Raw genomic sequence first — 21321 nt, forward strand, 5'->3', positions numbered from 1 at the left:
GATACGCGAGACCTCCGCACGAATGGCTGCCGCTTGTTGTTCCGTACACATGTTGAGGCTCCTTCCGGCGGGGAGCCTGGGCACGAGGGACACGGGGCGTCAGGACGGGGGTGGGCGAGGTGATACAGAAGATCTCGCTTGCCAACTCAGGTTCGAACTCTACCAACAGCAGCGCGCCGGCTTCCGACAGCGCAATTTGCCGAAACTGGTCGTCCACGGGAGCCCTCGGACCATGAGGCCATGCGTCAGGTACAGGCGACCGAGACTCGGGCAAGACAGAAATCGGCTCCAGCAGGTACCGCAGATTCTGCGGTACATCCACCGGGTGAGGTTCCACACGCCGCTCCTGGTGTCTCTTCGGCGTCCGACCAGAAAGCTCCAGGAGTAGCGGAACGATACGTTTATGAATGACAGGAACACATTGCAAAAGGATGATGTACAGTTTTTGTTTGTCGCCCACCCTACGAGACTGCTCGGCCAGAGTCGTAACCATTTCGGCGGTCTCTCGGGCGTGTTGAATTTCCAGCGTTGCAAATCCTGGTAACTTCCGAAAAATGTAATCGGCGCTCAACCAGACGTAGGCCACTTGCAGAAATTCATTTGGCGCGAGCTTCAATATGTCGTCCTGCCGTTTGATAAGCCAGCCGACCGTATCAGTCCAAAGTAGGTAATCTGGAATCGGCCAATCGAAGTCGGGCAGGATCTCCTTGAACGACCTTTTCGGTGTCTCCGCAAATCTACAGAGGAAACGACGGAGCAGGACCCCGCCATCAGCGTTGAGGTCGGCACGGATCCGCTCCAGGAGATCCACCGGTTTCGCCGCGTACACCACAGCCTCAAGGAACAGGTCCACCCCGGTACCAGGCTCGGCACTTGGCGGCGCAACTCGGACTGCGTTGCTGCTGTCTACCTCTTGACCGGCGACATACATCGACTTTAGCAAACGCCGCCACTCGCGCAGGCAATCGTCGCCCTCGCGACGTGCCTCAAGTAGATGCTGTCCGAGCAGACGAATCGCGCGATGCCAAATTGGGTTGGTCGCGCGATCTCGCAGCGCATCAAGCCTTCGAGCACGAACCTCGCCTAGAAGATAGCGTTGCCGTGCATATTCGGCATATATGTCATGCGAAAATCGAACCACCTCGTCAGCTTTTAGCACCAGGCCGATTTTGAGTAGACTTTCAACGGCCTCAAGCTGGACAGGATCCAAATCGCTCGTGGGGACGGCAAAGAGCCAGTCGTCGCCCATCTTCGCTGCAATCCATTTGAGCAGGTGGCCATGCCTTTCATCCCTGCCGAGCGCGCACACGTACTGCTCCCAGAACCAGGTGACGAGATCGGATTCCCCCACCCAACCTGCAACGTCTGGTGGCCCGATCTCCATCGCGACGCGTGCGACGACATCCAGAATCTTGATCTTGCTGACGATAGGAACTAGATCTCGTCGTAACAGAAGTGGCGATAAAAACGCACAGTCTCGCGCCAAGGAATCGAGTTCCGGTTGTGCAAGAGCATCGACGGGCGTGAGCAATTCTTTTGGTAGCTGCGCTCCGTACGCATTCAATTCGCGTCTTACTCGATCCCATGTGGTGGTCTGACAGGTGATAACGAGCCTCCAGGGCGAGTCGGCTTCCTTGAGCCCCATGGCTCGAAGAGCATGGCTGATCGATTTTAGGTTTGACTCGCTTACCAAACGCTCAGCACTGTCGAGCACGAGCAGCAGCCAGTTTTCCGATGGATCGCGAAATTCCTCCTCGAGTGCTTGAGCTGAATGGATATCTCCTGAAGTAAGGATGCTCGCAACATCCCCGGCGTCCGCACAGAAGATCGGACCAGGAAGGTGCGCGTTCTCCACTAGCATTTTCACCAGGGCGGATTTACCGACACCAGAGTCGCCAGTCACCACGACCACCCGGTGCTGCATCACGGCATCGGCAAGTCGGCGCAGGAGCGCCTCGCGCGGCAGATGGACGCCCTGCCCGATTACATCACTGATTTGATGTCTCCATCGTCTGGTCCACGTGGACAGGTGCTTTCGTTCACTGCCACGCGGCAGCATTGGCCACGCCGTCCGGATGAGGTGTGCAGCGAACGCTGCTGCGGTTGCGGCCGCATAGGGCTTCCAAGTATCGCGCTCGTGGCTTTGGATGATCGCTGTTTCTGCATTCGACTGCGACGTCGGCAGGTCCGAGATGCCGCGAATCATGAGGAAACCCAGCGTTTGGCGCTCACGGAGCTCCTCGGCGGCCTGCGCCACGCCCGCACCCTCCATTTCGATCGCTAGCGCGCTGGGTATTTTCTCGAGCACCTCCTTCAGGAGGTCGTTCTCGACGTGGTCAACCACCTTGTCGCCGGAAGCAACAAGCCCGAAATGCACTTGTGGCTTACCTGCATCTGCGGGGGGCTCTCTCCGCATTTGTCTTCCCCAATCGTCCTCAACTATGCTCTCAGCACCTCGAATTAGGCTACCTGTCATGCGAAATGTAAAATCGGGGCGCGGCGTAAACTTCACGCCCTGCTTGCCATATTCATAGTACTGGATGACTCGACTAACGACGACATCGCCCTTGCGGACGTTCCCACGCGCTAGCCCGCCAGCGATACCCACGAGCAGTACATACCGAGGCATGAATCGGTCTACGGTGGGGCCCAGTGCGATTGCTCCCGTGGTGCCGAGCGGCTGCGCCAGAAGCGCCACGACGACCCGATACCTCCCCTTTCCGTTCGCCTGCGAGATCCATCCCGCCTGCCAGGCATACTGGTTCGGCGCTTCTTGGGTTCCTGGAACGCGCTCGATGTCCTCCACGTGCGCGAGCATCGCGTGGTACTCGGGCTCGATGACTGTGATGATCGCGACGTCAGTCTGATGCAGCACCATCGGAGCGTGAGTCTACCAGCCGACGTGCGTTCGTCAGCGCGGTCTTTTCGACGTCCGGTCGGGAGCGCGACTCGCCTCGTGTCGTCCGGCAAACCGCTGATCGGTCCTGCGTCAGGGCGTGATCGCCTACAGACTCATCGCGTCTCCGTTCCGACACCCATGCCTGCGGGACGACCATCCCCACTCCCGGTGTCCTCCTGCATCACCTTGATGGCCACCAGGCCCCGCCGCGCCTCGGCCATGTACCTCGCGCGCACCGTCCTGTACTGACTGTCCGGATACTCGCGCTCGTGCTGCTGCAAAACGGCGATCGCCTCGGTGAAGTTTCCCCGCTGCACGGCGTGCCGCGCGTGCTCGATGCCCCTCCGCTCGGGAGGCACGCCGGGGAAGGTCCACGGGTTCGAGGTGGCTGCGGGTACGGTCAACGCGGGCGAGGACGCCGACGCGGACACGGTCGGGGTCACCGGCGACGGCGCGTCCCGAACAGCTTCCTGGCCCGCCCGCTCCACCTCGATGACGACGGTTGTCACCATGGGCCGGACCTCTCGGACGGGCTTCGCCATTCCTCTCGGCACCGACATCCCGCCGATGAATCCCCCGACGAGCCCTCCGAGCGTGCCGGTCACGCCCCAGAAGGCCGGGTTCTTGAAGAGCCGCTCGAGCACCGGCCTCGCAGCCCGAAGGAGCGCCCTCGGCGACATCGAAGAAGACGGCGCCCTCGGCGCGATGAGCCGCTTCCCAGACGGCGGTGTCCCAGCATCGCTCTCGGTGGCGGAGAAGGCCCCCAGTCCGAACGGCAGCAGCGCCAGCCTGCGCCGCCTCGCAGGCGTGTTCGGCGTGAGGCTCCGCTCCACCCTGCGCTGGAAGACCTCCTTCGCATCAGCGAGGCGCGCCTGCGCCGTGTTCCGCGAAATCCCAAGCTCCTTGGCGGTCTCCGGCAGCGTCTTCTCGTCGAGCTCGTGGAGGAGCAGAATCTTCGCCTGTTCCGGCTTCATCTGCTCGAGTACATCGGCGACGAGCTCGACGTCTTCGAGGCGCTCATGCAGGCTCGTCTCGTCGGCAACCTGGACGCCAGCGTTCGGCTCCGGCGCCTCGTACCGGTGGCGACGCAGCCGATAATGGCTCGCGGCCTCCCGCGCACAGATGCAAAAGAGCCAGGGCTCGATACCGTCCTCCTCGACCGGGAGCTTCTCAATGCCCTTGTACACCTTGATGAGGACCATCTGGACGATGTCCTCCAGGTCCGCCGCGCGAACACCGAGCTTCTGGAGCCGGCGCACGATCGTCTGGTGGTGCTTGTCGTAGAGCACCATGAACGCGCGGAGCTGTGGGGAGGCATCACGGTGAATTCGGCCCACACGAAGATACACGCGCCAACCCTGGCCGGGCGTCCAACAAACTTTCAGAACACGTCGAAGATCCCGACCACGCCGGCGCGGACCGCGAAGGTAACCGCCGAGATCCTCCACGCCTCTTCCCCATCGAGCCGCACCACCACGGGCGGGTCGTAGTGGATCACGTCGACCGCGAGCCGCCCTCCCAGGGAGCCGAAACGCAGCTCCAAACCGCCGCGCACGCCCACGCCGAACACGTTCTGCTGCGCTCGAGACTCGTTTGTCCTGTCGGCCTGCAGCCAGAAGTGCGTGACGTGTCCGGACAGGCATGCCTCCAGGAACAGGCGCCGTCCCCAGACACCCGGGTGAACGCAGGGAAGAAGCGCGAGGCCAAGCTGCGAGGCCGCCCGCGTGCCGTCGCGCCCAGGAACGTCGTACCGCCCCTCCAACGAAGCCGAAAACAAGCGCCACCGAAGCCCCCCGCCGAGCGTGAAGCTCGGCGCGACCCCTGGCGCGGCCTCGAGAGCCACGCCTCCGCCGAGCGTGAGCATGAGCTTGGGTACCCACGGTGACCGAGGCGGGCTCGGGCGCGGCGGCGCGGGCGTGTCACGTACGGGGGCCTCTATCGATCGTGGTGGGGGCACAGGAGGAACGGGCGGGGTCGACGGAGGCGGATTGGCCTGTGCGGGCGCCACGGGGGCGGACTCCGCCGGCGCAGGTGGCTGCGGGACGGTCACGGGATCGACGATGTCGACGAGGAAGACGGCCACGTTCTCGACGAGCTGATCGCAGCGCAGCGCAGGGGCCCATGCCTTCGAGGTGTTGACGATCTGGCCCTCCTCGTCGCGCGCCTCGATGAAAGCCTCGAACTTCTGTGGCGTGCTCACCACGGTCACCGAGATCGTGCGCGGTGCGGCGTCGTCGAACGGATCGTAGCCGAGGCGCGCTGCGACGGAGAGCTGCTGCTCCTTCTTATCGGAACAGCTTTCGGTTCCTGCGGACTGCACGTACTCGAGGCGCCACGGTGGCACACGCAGTGGTTCGCCTCTGGCCCCAGAGACAAACCCGAGCACGACGGCCACGACAAGGCTGCTGGCCACCACCTGGCAGCGCTGCAGGATGAGGCTCATGGTGTGTTTGTCCTTCAGGAACCTGCGGATTGACCCCGCCCGGACCGAGGGATAGCATCGCGCGGCATGCGGGGCGTTACGGTCGTTGTCCTTCTGGGAACGCTGCTCGGGGTGGGGCTCGCGAGTTGTTCCGACCCCGTCTACATCGACTTCACCACGAAGTGCACCGACGAGGAGGACCGCGTGGTCCCCTGCTGCGGGCCGCCTGGGAAGAAGTACGCGTGTCCGCCGAATGCAGGCGATGATGCCGACGTGGATGCCGGCGGCGCCGAGGCTGATGCGGGCGACGATGATGGCGGTCCAGGATCGACGTGCCCTGGAGACTGCATCACGCCAGGCAGCGGCGGCTTCAACCGGCATCCGTCGTACGTCTGGTTCGGCGAGGAGACGGATCCTCCGCCGCCGCCACTTCCTGCCGAGCCCTACGAGAGCTGGGTGGACGTCGTGTTCGCTGAACCTTCGTGCCCGACATGCTCCTGCGTGACGCCCTCCGTGGGCTGCGTCCTGCCGAGCGCGTGGGATGCAAAGTCGACCGCTTGTCAAGACAATTCGCTGTTCACCCTCACCCCTTTCGATCCTCCTGCTGGCTGGGACGGGAGTTGTACTTCATCGAGCCCCATCCCAGCAGGCGTGCTGTGCGACGGAGTTCCGTGCGTTCGATCGTTGGTGGTCGAACCGCCCACGGTCGCGCCGTGCGTCGCAGAGCCCGCGATACCGCCCGAGGGGCAGCCTGTCCCACCGCCGATTCGGACGAGGGCCATCGAGTACGCGGCCGGCGACGTGGGGACCTGCGACATCGCCAGGATCTGCGTCCTCCCGCCACCACCAGGCTACAGGCTTTGCCGCGTCGCCTACGGGTTGGGGGCCTTGGCATCGTGTCCAGCGGGCTGGACGGACCGACATGATGGTTGGGCGCAGGTTGAGGAGCAGCGAGCTTGCTCAGCATGCGCGTGCGGCGATCCGCAAGGGGGAGCATGCTCGGTACGGGTCCGGGTTTATGCGAATGAGTCTTGCGCGAACGAGCAGGGAGCTCTCGTTCTGCCCTCGACCGAGGGCCCGAAGTGCGTCGACCTCCCGATGGGCACGGCGCTCGCGAGCAAGATGGCCGAGGTGATCTTCTCAGAGCCTGGTACCTGCGAGCCCAGCGGGGGTGAGGTCATCGGCGCGGCGTACACGGGCGCTCCCGTCACCTACTGCTGCGTCCCGGAGCTTGCTCCGCCGCCATAGCGATTACGGCGTTAGAATCCGCAGATTCCGTTCGAGCAGACGAGGTTGAAGCAATCCTCGTTCTTCGTGCAGGGATAACCGTCCTTCCACACACAGGTCCCACCGAGGCCGCATAGCTGTCCGGGGAGGCAGTCGGCCCATGGGATGGGACCGGCGATCGGGACGCATTCCCCATCGACCTCACACTGCTGGCAGCCGTTGCATACGACCTTGCAGCAGACCCCGACCGCTGCGCAGATCCCCGTCGCGCACTGCTCGTCGGCCTCGCACTTGTAACCGGTGCAGACGGGACAGTGGCCAAGCAAGGAGCCGCAGTCGACGCCCGATTCGTCCCCATTCTGGATCCCATCGTCGCATCGGACGCAAAGGCCTTCCCAGCAATACCCACCAGGACAATCCGCGTCGACGTTGCACGTCCCCGGGCAGAGCGGACATGACCCGCCGCAATCGACCTCGGTCTCGTCCCCGTTCTTCACGCCGTCATCGCAGCGCGCGCACAGGTTCCCGGCCTCGCAGGTATGCCCCGGCTTGCAGTCCGCGTCCTGCAGGCACCCGATGCACGTGCCCGCGCCGTCGCACACGCCGGGGCACTTCTCGTCGTTGGCGCACGGCTCGATGCGGCAGCGGAACCCGACGCGCTCGTTGAAGCGGTGGCAGGTGCCGTCGCACATCCAGCCCGTGCAGAAGGGGAAATCGCCGCAGTCGGTGGCCTTCTCGCACGGGCACCCCTCGCCCCCGTCCGCGCAGGATGGGTCGCTACACGAGGGCAAGACGGAGAAGGCCGGAAGAAGCAGGGCGAACGTGCATGCGGCGACGAAGCGGCAAAGGGACATGGGGCCTCCTTGCCTCACGTCATGCCCTCGCGCGCGGCCGGCGTCGAGGGAGGATTGCGGAGCGCCAGGGTTCGTCCGCGAACATGAACCGGGAAGAAGACAGGAGAGCGGCCGTCCTTCCGGAGAAGCAAGGGCCGACGTAACGAAGGGATAACAATACAGGGGAAAGCCCCCATCGATCCATTCTTCTACCGCGCCTGCGGCGCGCTTTCCTGCGCGTCATGTGAGGTGAGGGCCTCCGTGTGCGCGCTCCCATGGAGGACCCCGTGACGACCACGATTCCGAAGAATATTCGCCAGGAGTTCGAGAAGAAGATCCGGCGTGGCATCTTCAACCCCGTCGCGCGCTTCCTTCACGAGAACATCCGTGAGGAGCGCATGCAGGAAGCCCTCGGCTTCACCTGGGCGCTCTACAAGCGGCACGCCGAGGTGGGCGACATCCTCGACGACGCCCTGCTCGTTCACGCCTGCCGTCTACGCGCCATCGACCTGAGCCGCCATCTCGCCTCCGGCGATCGGACCCAGAGGCTCAAGGACGTCTTCGACCAGCGTAACTACAACCGCCGCCGCGTCGAGGTCCTGGGCCTCGGCGAGTATGTCGCGGAGTTCGAGGACAACCCGCAGATCGACAACCAGGAGTCGAACGCGGATGTCGGCAGGGCACGGCCCCGCAGCCTGAATCCGATGGGTCGGATCATCAGCGCCATCAGCCTGAACGAATGGCTGGAGACGCTGGCTCCGCGGGACCGCCAGCTCATCGAGCTGCGCGCCGCAGGGCACGACCTCGACGAGATCGGAACCGCGCTCGGCATGGAAAGGGTCGCCGTCTGCCGCAGGGTCAAGGTGCTCGGCGAGCTCCTGGCCGAGCACGCCGGGATGCCGGACGCTGTCCATCGCAGGCAGCTCAAGCGCGCGAAGGCGAGCGAGGAGCCGGCGCCGGAGAGCGGCATCCGGGCGAAGACGCGGGGACGGCCCAGGAAGGCGCAGGCGCCGAACTCCATCAAGAGGGACCGGCCCTCTCGGTGGGTACGGCGCGCGGCATGATGCCGCGGAGAACGGGTTCGTCCCGTTCTCATAGCTCCGGGTTCCAGCGCGAGGCGGGCACGCTGGTCCCTGGTCGGTACGTGGCCCGTCCTGGGACCGATCAACCCCATCGAGTTGGTGTACGGAAGGCTTCGATCAGCATGAACAAGCCGCGCTTCACCGAGACGCAGGGCCGCTACCTGGCCTTCCTCCACGCCTACACGTCCGTCCATGGGCACGCCCCCTCCGAGGCGGAGATGCAGAAGCACTTCCAGGTGAGCGCCCCGTCCGTCCACCGGATGGTCGTCACGCTCGAGCAGCGAGGGCTGATCACGCGCGAGCCTGGCATGGCCCGTTCGATCCGGGTGCTCGTCCCGACGGCGGAACTGCCTCCGCTCGAGGGCGCCAAATCGGGGGCGCGTGAACGACGAGCCGCGAACTCGGCGGAGGACCCTCAAGATCGCGCAGCGGTCGTGGAGCAGACGGGGCGCGAGGTGGTGAAGGTCATACTCGCGCGGGCGCTCGATCTCGGCATCGACGACGCGGACAGCCTGCCACTGATCGCCGCGGCAGCGGGCGCGATCGAGAAGATGCTACGCGCGGCTGGCACCGCACCACGAGGCGCACGGTTGGTGCGGGAGCGGGTGCTCCACGCTGCCGAAGAGGAGTACGTGCGCCTGTGCAGCAAACACGACGAGGAAGGGGATCCCGCGGAGGATGCGGCGAGGTTCAGGGAGTTGCTCGAGCCCGACGATGGGCGTGGATGAAGGGCGTCAGTGCCTGGTGGCCAGCGGAATCCAACAAGTCCAACGCGGCCCGCGTCGATCCCGGGGTCCCTGGAGAGAAAACCGCGGCTTTCCAGCCACTTGTCGACTTGGAAGACGTCTGGGGCTCGGGGCCCAACGGAACGTCCAGGTGCCTGCTCCCGAGGGAGTCATAGCGGCGACGCACAGAAGTAGGGTGCGTGCCAGACCGCCGTGATGGGCGGAACTCACCCGCAAAGTGGAACCATTCCGCGAGGTTGCAACGCACCTGGGCCCGTGACCAGCCCCAACCCACCTCGGTTATTTTTAACCAAGGTCCGGTGCTCTCGCCCGAGCCGCGAGCGCAGGCTCTGCTGCCCACTCGCTCAAGCTGCCTCGAACGTCCCGTCCTCCTCGCCGACCTTGATCAGTCCGCAATCCGCGGCAAGTGCCATGGCTGACGCGAGCCGATCCGAGGTCAACTGCACCCGCCATGGCTTGGGGGCCAACACCGTCAGCCCCTCTTCCTCGATGCTGACGCGCAGCCGCTGCGTGCCACCATCATAGCGGTTTGCCGCCACGGCAAAGTGCTGGCTCAGCACCATGCTCTCGAACAGCAGCGTCAAGAACTCCCGCGCCGGCCTCGACCTGCACCTTGCAACGGTGCCCCTCCAGTGCTTCAGCGAGACGCGCTCGACGTGGCCCGTCCCCATCGCCCGCTCGGCCACGGGCTCAACGGCGAGCAGCTCCGCGGCCCTCGCGCAAAGGAGCAGCGCCCGGAGAGCGTGCGCGACGAGCGTGTCGTCCTCTGACTCGGAACGTAGCGCGTCGTCGATGCGTGAGACGGCGGCGAACACGCAGGCATCTTCCTCGACGATCGCCCGCTCGCAGAGCGCCTCGAAGCTGTCCATCTCGGGGACCAGCCGCTCGGCAAGATCGCCCACCGTGAAGTTCGCGGCGTCCTCTCCGAGGATCTCCTCGATCGCCAGCATGGCCACGCGTACCATCATTTCGCTGTCCCGATCTCCGCGAGCGATGCGACGCTCGAGCCATACGAGCAAGCATTCGTGCGCCAGTCGCTGGGTTTGTCGAACCTGAAGGGCGGTCCACCGCAGCCGGGCCGTGTGGAGGCGCTCGGGCACGACGAGAGGCGCGTGGTCAGGGAGGCGTGCATAGACCATGGCTCGCCGGATCTCGTCCAGGGAGAGGGGCCGCTCCGCCCACGTCAATACGGCAAAGGCGAGCGCAAGGGTGGCGCTACGCCACCCCATCTCGCTCTCTTCGCCTACGGCCCCCTCGTCGAAGAACGCCTTCCGGAACGACGCCTGCTCTGCCATCGTCGGCGTGAGCACGCTCCACCCGGGAAACAGGTTCGTGGCGTCTTCCTCGGTCCCCTTCCCCGGCTCGAGCCCGAGGAGGTGCGTGCTGGCGCAGCTCGCAAGGGTCTCATCGATCGCCTCGGCCAGACGCACGCCCTCGCCGCATGCACGGTGAAATCCACCTCCGACAGGATCGAGGAAACCGAGCCCGCCGACGGTCTTCGACGCCGGGCCATACTGCACGGCTGCCATCAAGCTCGTGTTCTCGTAGCTTCGTTTCCAGGCCGCGAAGGTCAGCGGTACTGCGGCTCCGTCGTCCGTCATTGGGGGCTTCGCCGTCGTACCCGGGATGCCGCCGATGCCGTTCCGCACGTGGCCCCAGGTGAACAGCACCTCGACGCGCTCGCGGAACTCGCTGAATCGCTCGCCGAAGATCTGCTTTTGCCCCGCAGCCGCAGCGAGCTCGTGAAACTTCCAGTGGATCCAGCTCAGCAACGAGAACGGGCGGACGTGCACGGTCACGTTGTTGATGCCGGGCAGGCAGGTCGCCATCATCTCGAGGTTCGCCTGCCGGAGACCGAGAAAATCCACGCCGCCGTGTTCGGGCACGTAGGGCGGGACGAAGAAGGGTCCGCTCGGGATCTGCGCGCTCATGGCTTCAACCGCACCGTCAGTCGCCTGCAAGACGTACACTGCGCCACGCGGTAAGCTTCGAGGTCCTGGGCTACGCGCGTATTCAGCTCGACGAAGCAGTGCGCGCACACGGGCTCCTCGGTCCGCTGCTCGCGAATGGTGGGCTTCATCCCCAACCTCGAAAGGGCGGCGCGAAGCTGTGGACCGTAGGGTTGGTCCTTGGAGAACAGCGGGGAGCTTGCATCGGGCATACGCCCGGCGCGGTAGGCATCCATCACGTCCTGCAGGTCCCGACGACGCGTTCTCGTCTCCAGGATGGCCAGAAGACGCGGCTTCAGGTCCGCCACCTGCCCGCCGAGCAGCAAGCTCGTGAAGCCGACGTGCTGGTCCGTGAGCAAGGCCGACACGGCACGCGCCTGATCGACATCCCCGCCCGCGAAGCGCTCCAGCGCCTCGTACAGGTTCGCATGCAGGGCGCGGAGATCGACGTCCACGGCCGCAAGGAGCGACACCAGCGCCGCGGCCGTGAACACGTGCTGCTCCAGGGCGCCAATCCCCTCAGCCAGGCGTGCATATGCGCATGCCAGATGGAACCAGTGGCGCAGGAACGCGGCCGCGCGCGCCCGATCCTTCAGCCGGCGCAGGAGCATGTGCATGCTCACCTCGAACCAGATCACCAGGGCCGCGCGGCGAGCTGCCTCGCTGTCTGCCCCGCTGACGAGGCCCTGCATCTGCTCGTCGAAGTACTCGAGGGCGCTCTCTGCACGACGGCGCGGGGCATCGTCGCCATCGCCCTCGGGGTCTCCGTCGTCGTCCGCAAGCGCGCCGGGGGCCTGTTCCCCAAGCGAGCCACGCTGCGTCGGTTGGCTGATCAGGCGCCTCCGGAGCTGCGCCAGCACACGCTCGAACGCCGCCTCCTCGTTCCCGGACGAACTAGCTGGGAGGAAACCATTGTTCGAGCTGGGGAGATCCGGATCCGGGGCGATCTCGTCGAGGTCCACGACGACGTCGGGCGCCTCGTCATTCGCACTCCCCTGCGTGCTTCGGTCGGTGACCTTGATACGACGGTTGAAGGTCGCGAGGTGCTTCGACGAGCTCATCGCGAAGTACTCGAGCAGCGCGACGTCGTCCTCCTCGGTCTCCTCGCGGTTGATGAGCCGCAAGAGCGAGGTCACGCTGAGGCGATGGAGCCGGGGCATGCGGAGGATCTCGTCGAGCTGCACCCATCCGCGTGCCGTGCGCTCACCGAGAGAGAGCTCGATCTGCAGCGCGCTCGCGAAGGCGAACCGCTCGGCATGCGGGAGCGGTATCCGGAAGTCTCCTGTCGAGTCCACCGCGATCGCGAGCTCGACCTGATCGCCGCCTGCGAGCACGAGCCTGCCATGCCAGGTCCCCGAGGGATCGAACATGGCGAGCAGCCGGCCCACGAGCATGCCGTCGCCGAGGATCGCGGCGTGGACGAGGCAGCTCTGCCCAAGGCCAGGCGTGCGGACAGGACGCTCGGCGAAGTCCTTCGGGATCGCCACGTTCTTCCAGCGCACATGCGTCGTGACCTTCGGCTCGAGACGGAGCACGCCGACCTCCACGTTGTTGATCGTGCAGAGCGACTGCGTCGTCGCGTTGATGCTGCCGGTCACGGTCAGCTTCGCCTCGGGGAGCTCCACCTCGATCCACTTGGCGTGCAGGCCGCGCTCGTCCTCGTCGGAGAGGTCGGGCCGAACCGCACGCAGGGGCTTGTTCCAGCTCTTCGCCTTCGCGAAAGGGAAGGGCGACGAACTGTGCTCGGCAGCCGAAAGCCCCACGGCGATCGTCGAGCTGCCGGTCTTCTCGGCTAGCTTGCGGACAGCAGCACCGTCGGGGTCGTGGAACGGGGAGAGGACGAAGGTCTGCCGGCCGCCACCGTTTGTGGCACACGTCTCGGCGATCTGGTCGATGGCGGGCCTGCCTACCGTGTGGATGAGCCGGGGCTGGCCCTCGATGGGCCGATCAGCGAAAGAGCGGGCCGCGCTGCGCGCCTGCGCCGCGAAGGTCGAGGCCCACGACAAATCGGGCACCATGAATCCGTCGCGCGTACGAAGCGCCTCCAGGAAGCGGGCAAAGTCATCGAACGCCGCAGGCGCAGACGCGGGCTCGAGTACCTCGAGCACCTCGAGGTTCCTGCCGTGTCCGCCGAACGTGAGGTTGCCGCTGCCGACGAGGAGGAGATCGCCCTCGGGGCCCGCGAGGTAGGTGCACTTCGGGTGGAAGACGCCGCGGGGCAAGGCGACGGGGATCAGCCGGTACTCCTGGCCCACGCGGCTCGAGCGCCGCTCCATGAGGGAGGCGCGGTAGCCCTCGGCGTCGGTGACGACCCAGATGTCGCGGCAGCCCTTCTCGCGGAGGCGGCGGAGGAGGATGGACTCGAAGAAGGTCAGGCTGAGGGCGTAGGTCGTGAAGAGGGCCTGTTCCCAGGGGCGGGAGGCGATCACGTCGTCGGGGGTGATGGTGGACATCCGTGCGCTGCCTGGGGGGTGCGTGCCTACAGAGGCTACCCCACGAGAAGAGTACCCGGGCCCTCCGCGGGTAACAACAGGCCGGACTATTCCTTCTTCCCCTTCGCATGCTCCCGGAGCGCTCGCTCACTCACTGCGAGCGCCTCGGCGGCAGCCACGTAGGACCCGTGCTCATTGTGTGCCGCGCGTGCGAGCCGCTGTTTGAATGCCTCCACCCGCTCGTTCCACGTCCCCGTCCCCAGGTCACCCTCCCCTTGCACATCCTTCCGCTCCACGGCCTCGAAACGCGCCTGGAGTGCCTGCCACTCGGCAAGCCCTTCCTCGAGCCAGCGGCCCCCTGTGCCTCCCGTGGCGCGCGCCATCAAAATCAGCGCCAGTCTCTGCAAATCCCGCAAGTTGCCCGATAAAGGCGACTTCCCGAGCGCCTGCGCCATGGCTCCGTTCCAGGGTGCATCCTGCGGTAGCTCCCCGGACGAACGCGCCTCGCGCCATACCCGCTGCCAGTCCTCGCGCAGGTCCTCCCGGCACTCACGCAATGGGGGGATCTCGACGAGGAGCAGGCTCACCCGATCGAACAGGTCCGTGTCGAGCCGTGCGCGTAGCGCCTCCAGGGAGAGGTGCGATGCGCACACGATCTCGGCGCTGGCCTCCTTCTCCTCGGTGCCACCCACCGGGCGGAACCGCCGCTTCGGGTCCTGCAGCACACGCACGAGCTGGCGCTGCACCCGGGCCTCGAGGTCCTGCACCTCGTCCAGGAAGAGCACGCCTCCCTGGGCCTGGGCCAGAAACCCCGCATGCTCTTTGTCGGCCCCCGTGAACGAACCCTTCACATGACCGAATAGCTGGCTCATCGCCAGATTTGGATCCAGGGTGCCGCACGGCACGGTCACCACGTTCGAGCGTCCCTTCAGATGTCCGACGAACGTCTCGACGAGCCGCGTTTTTCCTGTTCCTCGTTCGCCCAGCAAAAGGAGCGGCGCCCGGGGCAGGCGGGCGTAGCGGGCCAGCGTCTCGAGCGCATAGCGCCGCGCCGCCGAGCGGCAATCGGGATCGTATTGCGCTTCGGATGGATTGGCTGCGGCCCCGCGACGAATCTCAGCCAGATAGGTGCGGATCGGAAACTCGACGGGATCGATTCGCGAATCACCGTGCTTCGGCCGTTGCGCCGACCAGAGCCGTGTCCCCTCCGGAAATGCGCCGCCCGCGTGCAGCACGAGCCAGACCGCGTGCATCGCCGGCGTTCCCGCAGAGACGTTGATGTGCAGCACCCCGTCCAGCGAGCGCAGACGCGGCAGCACGCGAGCCCGCACGGCCTCGTGGATGACCGTGTGGTGCGTCGGATCGGAGAGCGGTACGAAGACCTGTTCGAGCTCGACGTCGCCCAAGTCCGCCTTCGCCGGCAATGGCATGCCCTCTGCCTGCATCAGGTAGAGCACGCGCCCGATCCGGGCCCTCTTCGCGCGCAAGAGGCGCAGCACGTCACACAGCACGGCCGGTCCGCCGCCGACCGATGCCCACATGAGCAAAGTCTCCGTCGCCTCACGCGCACCCATTGCCTATCCTCGTAGCACGACGGCGTTCACGCCGAACGGTTGCATCGCCGTCCTCGCCGCCTCGAGCTGGGCGAGCGTGTCGATCGCGAACACACGCCGCCCGCCGGGCGACTCCTCGAAGATGGGGAACGGCGGCGCCGGCGCGTCCACGTCCTTTCGTTTCGGCGGCGCCCAGGGCTTCGCGCCGCGCGCGAGCGAGGGCGGCTCGATAGCCCATAGATGCTCGATCTTATGGTAGAGCCTGCCCTCCGGCGGACGTCTGGGCTTGGGAGGAGCAGCACCCTCGATCTTCGTGCAGCAATCGACTTTCATGTGGCCGTCGTCTACCCGTGTCGCGGGCTCCACCGTGACCTCCTTGTAGCCCTTGCCATTCAATACCTGAACGACCCCGCGCAGCTCGCCGACACGCGCGCTCGCCCGGAGCTGCCACTGCGCCCCGGAATGCCACGCGCCAAGCACCCGGGCGAGGGCCGCCGCGTCGTCGCCCGAAAGCTCGACGCCCACCTCGAATCCATCGTCGAGCCCGTGCGCCTCCAGGTTCGCGGTCATCAAGAGCCCGCGCATCCCGTCCGCGAGGATCGCCTTGGCGTGCAGCCACGGGCTGACCCCGAGCACCGTGACTCTTGCCCGCGCAAGGCGCTGCAGCGTCCCGTGCATGCCGACCCGCGGATGCCTCACCAGGAGCACGACCGAAACGCCGCTGCGCGCGCGTTCCTCCAGCGCCTCGATCACCTCGAGGTCGCCGATCCCGTAAATGGCGATGACGAGCGTGCGATGGGCGCTGCGGATCAATTGCAGCGCGGCGGAGCGCAGATCCCGCCGCTCCCCCGCCGTGGCCACGATTCCAGAAGCGAGCGTCGGGACCGAAAAACGCCCTGCGGCCCGGACCGGCGGCAAGCTCCCCGCAGCGAGCAGCTCCCGCTGCGCCGACTCCCAAAAGGACCACGTGAAGAGCGCCGCGATCGCTCGTACCTCCGCCGGACGCAGGTTCACGGCGAGCTCGTGGTTACGCGTGAGCGGCTTCTCGGCCAGGTTCGCCGTGAGCAGCACACCCCGAGGATCCGTGTTTGGATCGACGAGAACGAACTTCGCGTGAAAGTGCTCGGCCGAGCGCACGTAGACCCAGCCCGCGAGCGCGTTGAGCAGCCGCTTATGGTCTTCGAGCGCCTTCTGATCGAACGAGCCGTCGTCGCGGCTCTCCTTCTCAAGCCTCGCCTCGGAGGCGACGAGCATGTACACCCGCACCCCGCGCCGCGCGGCCTCGAGCAGCGCCCGCTCGGTCCCGGGATCGGCGAACAGGAAGCTCGAGAGCAGCACGACCCCCTGCGCGGCGCCGATCAGGGCCGAGAGGAGGCGGCCGAGCTCGCCCCTCTCCTCCGCCTGGAGGATGCGCCCTTCCATGGGCGTCCGCGCGACCTCTTGCGCGTTTGTCGGAGTCCATGCTCCTTCGAGGACATCGCCGGTGCGATCTTCGATCCAGGTCTCGCCAGGGACAGCGCTAGTCATTGAATTCCTCCGTCGAGATCAATCGTTGCCTGAAGGTGCCAAAAGGCTGGTCGCGGACGCTCCGTGCCTCGAATGGAATGGGCCAGATCTCCCTGCGCTGGGGCACGGAGCGTGAAACCTGGGAACAGCGCGCCGAGCTCAGTGGTATTCCGCGTGTAGAGCTCCGGCCACTGCGTCTCCGCGGCGCGATCCACGAGGAGCCACTCGAACCAGCGCTGCGCGTCCTCCTGCGAGGCGGGCTCGATCGGGATCCCCTCGACAGACATGTCCTCGAACCGGCCGAGGCCCGAAATCTCCGGCCCTTTGAAGGGCAAGCGCAGCCGGAAGGTCTTGCGCGCCTCCTCACGCTGCAGGCTCCTGAATGGAATTCGGAGCTTGCCCGTCTGGGCATTCCATAGATCCGCGATCTGGTTGTGGCGCAAAAGCTCCCAAAAGACCCGCGCATGATCCCAGCCGGCGAGCGCAGGCATCCGTTGATCGACGTTCTTGCCGGCGACGCTCCCGCGGAGCCGCAACGAGCCCTCGGTGGCCCCGGGGAGGAAGGCGATCTCCACGGCGAGTTCGCCCTCCGCCTCCACGATCTCGGCATTCTTGTCGAGCGAAACGAGCCGGATCGGGCGCCCGTCCTGCGTCGCAGGCAGCTCGAGCGGTGCACGCATCCCCTGCGCGTCGCAAAGCTCCAGGAGGGCGCGGGGCGTCTGCTTGATGGGGCGCTGCGTCTCCTGCTCCCGAGACTTCCACCTGCGCCTGCGCTCCTCCGCTTCCGCGTGCGCCGTGGGCTCTTTCCATGGCTCGACGCGCAAGAGCGGCTGCAAGAGGAGCGGATCCTCCGCCCAGAAGAACGCCCACGCGCCAAGCTGCGGAATGAACACGCGCGGCTCACCTCCCTCGGCGACGCGCTCTCCTTCCGGCGTGAGGCCCACGATCCGCTCGTCCTTGCGGTGCAGGAGGCCGAGCTCCTCGCAGACGCGAACGAGCCGCACGCCCACGATCTGCGGAAACCCGAGCAACGGGCCTTCTGCGCTCGGATCGCAGAGCAACGATGCGGACGCATCGAGGCCGCGGCGGAGCCGCTCGGCCGCCCACACGACCACCGCATACTCGGCCACCCGCTTTGCTGGATAGGCCACGCGGCCCACCACATGGGCCCGGCGAACAGGGATCCTTCGACGCAAGACGATGTTCATTATATCCCTCAATAACGCAGGTCCACGTGCCCGAGACGCTTGTGATCCTCCGCGAGAAGCGCGCAGAGCGGCGCCCTCCCGGTCTGCCTGGCGAGGAAGAGCCTGTCCCCCACGAGCACGAGCTGGTAACGCGCTCGCGTCAGCGCCACGTTGAGCCGGTTCGGGCTGTTCAGAAAGCCGGGTCGCTCCGTGCGCACGAACGAGAGCATGACGATGTCCGCCTCGTGTCCCTGATATCGATCCACCGTGCACAGCTCCACCGTGAGGATCCGTCTTTCACGGTCCCGGAAGGTGAAATATCGGCTCTGGCCCCACTGCCGGGTCGCCTTGCGCAAACGGTCACGCAAGAGTCGCTCCTGGCCACGGTAAAAGGTCAAGATGGCCACGGACCAGGGGTCCTTGCGCTCCTGCGTCGTCGCCCACGCCGCGAGCGCGTCGAGCTCCACCATGATCACCCGAGCCTCGGCCTCGTTGCGCATCGGGTGATCTTCCTCCTTTCCCCGCACGTCGAGCCATACGCTCCGCGAGCGGTATCCCGGGTAGAAGAACGCTCGATCCGCCGCCATGTCGTGCGGCGTGTCGAGGAGTTTTCCGCCGTAGATCCGCGCATGAGGGAAGGCAGCGATATCAGGGTGCATGCGATGCTGGTACCGGAGCGGGACGAGGCGCGGCTCCTTGGCGTACTCCGGCAGCCCGAGCGCGAGCGCGTTCTCCCAGAAGCGCCCGGTTCGGCCTGCGCGCGCCGGATCGAAGCCGACCTGCAGGGATTCGAGGATGGAAGGCAAGGCGACCCGTCGCACGCGCTCGACCGCGTCCCGAACGCGCCCGAGCGGCCCCTCGAATCCCGCGCGCGGCATGAGCACCTCGATCTCCTGGGCATAACTCCCCGCGGTGGCCGCAGCCCCCTCGGCCGAGAGCAGCTCGGGCAGGAGCCTCAGCTCATAATCGCGCACCAGCCGCCAGGATACCTCGTGCGCCCAGCTCTCCTCGTCCTCGTTCTGCCGCAGCTTGCGCGCTGCATGCCGGCGCTTCACGGCCGGGAGTTCTCCCTCGGAAACCCGAACGACCCGCGTCGCCAGAGGGAGCGACTCCTCGACGGACGCGACGGCTTCGGTGGATCCAATGACCGCCCGCGCAGCCCCGAGGGCGAGCGGGCCCGGCGCCTCCTTGTCGACGTCGAGACGGACGATCGGCTCGTCCGGGAAGAGCCCGGCGAGCTGCGCGGCATAGATCCGCCGGAGTTCGGCATTCTCGGAGGCCACGACCAGCGCGCCATCCCTCGACTTCACGAGCTCGAACGAATCCACGAGCGCATTTCCGATCTCGCCGCGCGAGGCCTGCCCATCCGGCAATGCGCCCTCGACACTCGTCTCGATCCACCCCTCGTCCACGTACGGCGAGAGCTGGCGGCGGTCGCCGACGATGATCCACCGCCTCGCGAGCAACGCCGGCACCAAGAACTCCGCAAACGGGGTCTTGCTCGCCTCGTCGAGGATGAGCGCGTCGAAGAGCGGCTCCCAGGCCTCGTCGCGTGATCGGGCGAGGTGCTGGATATCGGGGTGCTTGAGGATCCCGATGGTCGTCCCACAGACGACCTCGGCGCAATCGAGCAGGATGCGCTCGAGCGCCTCTGGCCCGTCGTCGGCGCGAAGCGCCTCGAGCATGTGCTCCTGCGCTCGGCTCCTCACCTTCGTCTGCGCGAGCGCATCGCGGACCTTGCCGAGCTCGGTGCGCGCCATCCGGTGGAGGCAATAGGGCTTCACGTCTTCGGCGACGCGGTCCTCATCCCCGATGCGCACGACGAGCACCGGGCCGCCGGGACGCTTGGCGTTCTTCAGCCGCTCGATGACGTTGTCCACCGCGACGTGCGTCGATGCGCAGAGCAGCACGCGCTTGCCCCGCGCCGCAAGCTGCAGCACGAGCTCGACGATCGCCGTCGTCTTGCCCGACCCGGGCGGCCCCTCGAGTAGCATGAAGTCCGGCGTCCGCAGCGCGCGCTCCACGAAATCGCGCTGCTCGCGGGTGCCCGGACGGGCTTCGTCGCGCAGAACCTGCCAGGCAATGGGCGCGTCGAGAGGCTCGAGACCAGGCCACGCGCTCCCCCTGGTGCGGTCACGGTTCTCGAAGAGCCGGAGCAGCGGACGGTGTCCGGCGACCGGACGATCCTCGAGCGCCTGGACCGCCTTCATCATGCATTCGACCGTGTAGGTATTCGGCCGAATGCAAACCGCATTGGTTTGCGGCAACCGCCCGAGCTGCAGCGCGAGGCGCTCGCGGTCTCGGCCTAGCACCGGGATGCGGTGGTTCCTCGCGTAATCGTCGCGCTGCCGGACTCCCAGCGTGACCTCGTAGACCTCTTTCGTGTCCTCATCGAAGAATGCCTCCACCACGGCCCGGCGCCGATCATCCTCGGGCTCCACGAGCTCGATCCACACCGTGCCCTCTTCGACCAGCGCGCCGCGAACGTCCTCGGGCGAGGTGATGGGCACAGGGACCGCGCGCAGCCACGGGCCCGTATCACCAGCGCGCAGCTCGACCTCCGTGCCGGCGCGCGGGGCCGCGTCCAGCGACACGACGCCGACCTTGGGGCGGGTCGCGAGGATCTCGAGCGCTGCCCCTTGGACCTCGCGCACACGAAGAGGCCTGCCCCGCAGGACCTGCTCCAGCGCCCCCTGAAAGGCTCGTAGATCCCGCGTCCCTCGCGGCGGTTCGAGCCTCACGACGGCGCCGAGAGGCATCCAGGGCAGCTCGTACCGCACGCGTTCGAGGTACTTCTTCGCGTGCTCGAGGTACTTGTAAAACGCCTGGAGGCTGTCGTAGGTCGCCCGTTGCACCACGTCCGGCCGGTGCTCGACGACGTTCTGGAAGTAGAGCTCTGCCACGTTGTTTGCCCTCGGGGCGGCGGTAGGAGCACGAACGGTGCCAGCATCCCGGCCATATCGAAAGTCGACTCAGGAGCGGCAGATGGATGCTGCCCCAAGGACAGGCCGGAAGTCGAGTTCCGGCAGGCGGAAGAAACTTACCGGTTGTCCTTCAGGGGAAGGTCGCTGCTCCGGCGAGGGGCGCTGCTTGGGCTTGCGCCGCAGCGCGCGGGTGGCATCGAACCTGCGGTAGCAGGTCACCGGCAGGTGGTCGTCCCCCAGGATGAGGATCCAGCCGCGGGCGCGGCGGGCAAGCTCTGTCTCGCGAAGTGCGGCCGGCAGGCGGCGCACCAGGACGACGAGGTGCGTTGCGCCGGCAGCCTGGAGCTCGCAGCCGTAAGTGAGGATGAAGTCGCGCACGTCGGCGCGGAGGCCGCGCTCCGCGGCGCGGAGGAGGAAGTGGTGCTTGGCTCGTGTAGGCGAAGGCAAAGAAGCAGCACGCATGAGGTGCGCCATCGCAGGACGCGTGCCGCAGGAGGAAGCTGTGTGAACGGCGCGAATCTAGCGGAGAAGCCGCTGGGCCGCGTCGCCCGTGCCGAGCAC

At 66.5% G+C, this 21321-nt stretch carries 14 protein-coding genes; 3 read left to right on the top strand and 11 right to left on the bottom strand.

The annotated features are described in order from the left end of the window. The 3 genes from E8A74_RS42935 to E8A74_RS42945 form a co-directional block, all read right to left on the bottom strand. A partial coding sequence (locus E8A74_RS42935) for a phosphorylase family protein (RefSeq protein WP_211365586.1) occupies positions 1 to 2878 on the bottom strand: 2878 nt, incomplete at its 3' end. 134 nt (positions 2879 to 3012) lie between these two features. After that, complete coding sequence (locus E8A74_RS42940) at positions 3013 to 4236, bottom strand: RNA polymerase sigma factor (protein ID WP_136934944.1); 1224 nt, start codon at positions 4234 to 4236, stop codon at positions 3013 to 3015. Positions 4237 to 4280: 44 nt separating this feature from the next. After that, positions 4281 to 5342, bottom strand: coding sequence for a hypothetical protein (locus tag E8A74_RS42945; RefSeq protein WP_136934945.1), 1062 nt, complete (start codon positions 5340 to 5342; stop codon positions 4281 to 4283). A gap of 1077 nt (positions 5343 to 6419) precedes the next feature. Here E8A74_RS42945 and E8A74_RS53380 point away from each other — a divergent pair. Continuing rightward, positions 6420 to 6569 carry a hypothetical protein gene (locus E8A74_RS53380; protein ID WP_170229810.1) on the top strand — a complete coding sequence of 50 codons (150 nt, stop codon included), beginning with the start codon at positions 6420 to 6422 and terminating at the stop codon, positions 6567 to 6569. A gap of 11 nt (positions 6570 to 6580) precedes the next feature. Here the strand turns inward: E8A74_RS53380 and E8A74_RS42950 are convergent, their stop codons facing one another. Beyond that, on the bottom strand, positions 6581 to 7402 hold the full coding sequence (locus E8A74_RS42950) for a hypothetical protein (RefSeq protein ID WP_136934946.1): 822 nt from the start codon (positions 7400 to 7402) through the stop codon (positions 6581 to 6583). Between the two features lie 266 nt (positions 7403 to 7668). Here E8A74_RS42950 and E8A74_RS42955 point away from each other — a divergent pair, with 266 nt between their 5' ends. Both E8A74_RS42955 and E8A74_RS54340 read left to right on the top strand, forming a co-directional pair. Beyond that, positions 7669 to 8445, top strand: a complete 777-nt coding sequence (locus E8A74_RS42955) for a hypothetical protein (protein ID WP_136934947.1) — start codon at positions 7669 to 7671, stop codon at positions 8443 to 8445. A 140-nt stretch (positions 8446 to 8585) separates the two neighbouring features. Continuing rightward, positions 8586 to 9191 carry a LexA family protein gene (locus E8A74_RS54340; RefSeq protein ID WP_211365587.1) on the top strand — a complete coding sequence of 202 codons (606 nt, stop codon included), beginning with the start codon at positions 8586 to 8588 and terminating at the stop codon, positions 9189 to 9191. Positions 9192 to 9553: 362 nt separating this feature from the next. Here E8A74_RS54340 and E8A74_RS42965 read toward each other — a convergent pair whose 3' ends face one another. From E8A74_RS42965 to E8A74_RS42995, 7 genes are all read right to left on the bottom strand, one after another. Next, positions 9554 to 11140 (bottom strand): hypothetical protein, encoded by a 1587-nt coding sequence (locus E8A74_RS42965; RefSeq protein WP_136934948.1) that lies wholly within the window; start codon positions 11138 to 11140, stop codon positions 9554 to 9556. Continuing rightward, complete coding sequence (locus tag E8A74_RS42970) at positions 11137 to 13611, bottom strand: phospholipase D-like domain-containing protein (RefSeq protein WP_136934949.1); 2475 nt, start codon at positions 13609 to 13611, stop codon at positions 11137 to 11139. The genes E8A74_RS42965 and E8A74_RS42970 overlap by 4 nt, the downstream gene beginning before the upstream one ends. A gap of 86 nt (positions 13612 to 13697) precedes the next feature. Next, a complete protein-coding gene (locus E8A74_RS42975) occupies positions 13698 to 15164 on the bottom strand; it encodes a sigma 54-interacting transcriptional regulator (RefSeq protein ID WP_136934950.1) in 1467 nt (488 codons plus the stop codon). A gap of 3 nt (positions 15165 to 15167) precedes the next feature. Beyond that, positions 15168 to 16670: a phospholipase D-like domain-containing protein gene (locus tag E8A74_RS42980; RefSeq protein WP_136934951.1), complete on the bottom strand. Its 1503-nt coding sequence runs from the start codon at positions 16668 to 16670 to the stop codon at positions 15168 to 15170. After that, positions 16667 to 17800, bottom strand: coding sequence for a hypothetical protein (locus E8A74_RS42985; RefSeq protein ID WP_136934952.1), 1134 nt, complete (start codon positions 17798 to 17800; stop codon positions 16667 to 16669). Before E8A74_RS42985 ends, E8A74_RS42980 begins: the two co-directional genes overlap by 4 nt. A gap of 65 nt (positions 17801 to 17865) precedes the next feature. Then, positions 17866 to 20739 carry an AAA domain-containing protein gene (locus E8A74_RS42990; protein WP_136934953.1) on the bottom strand — a complete coding sequence of 958 codons (2874 nt, stop codon included), beginning with the start codon at positions 20737 to 20739 and terminating at the stop codon, positions 17866 to 17868. 69 nt (positions 20740 to 20808) lie between these two features. Next, complete coding sequence (locus E8A74_RS42995; protein WP_211365588.1) at positions 20809 to 21222, bottom strand: hypothetical protein; 414 nt, start codon at positions 21220 to 21222, stop codon at positions 20809 to 20811. Between the last annotated feature and the right edge of the window lie 99 nt (positions 21223 to 21321).

This window comes from Polyangium fumosum, assembly GCF_005144585.1.
GTDB classification, from domain to species: domain Bacteria; phylum Myxococcota_A; class Polyangia; order Polyangiales; family Polyangiaceae; genus Polyangium; species Polyangium fumosum.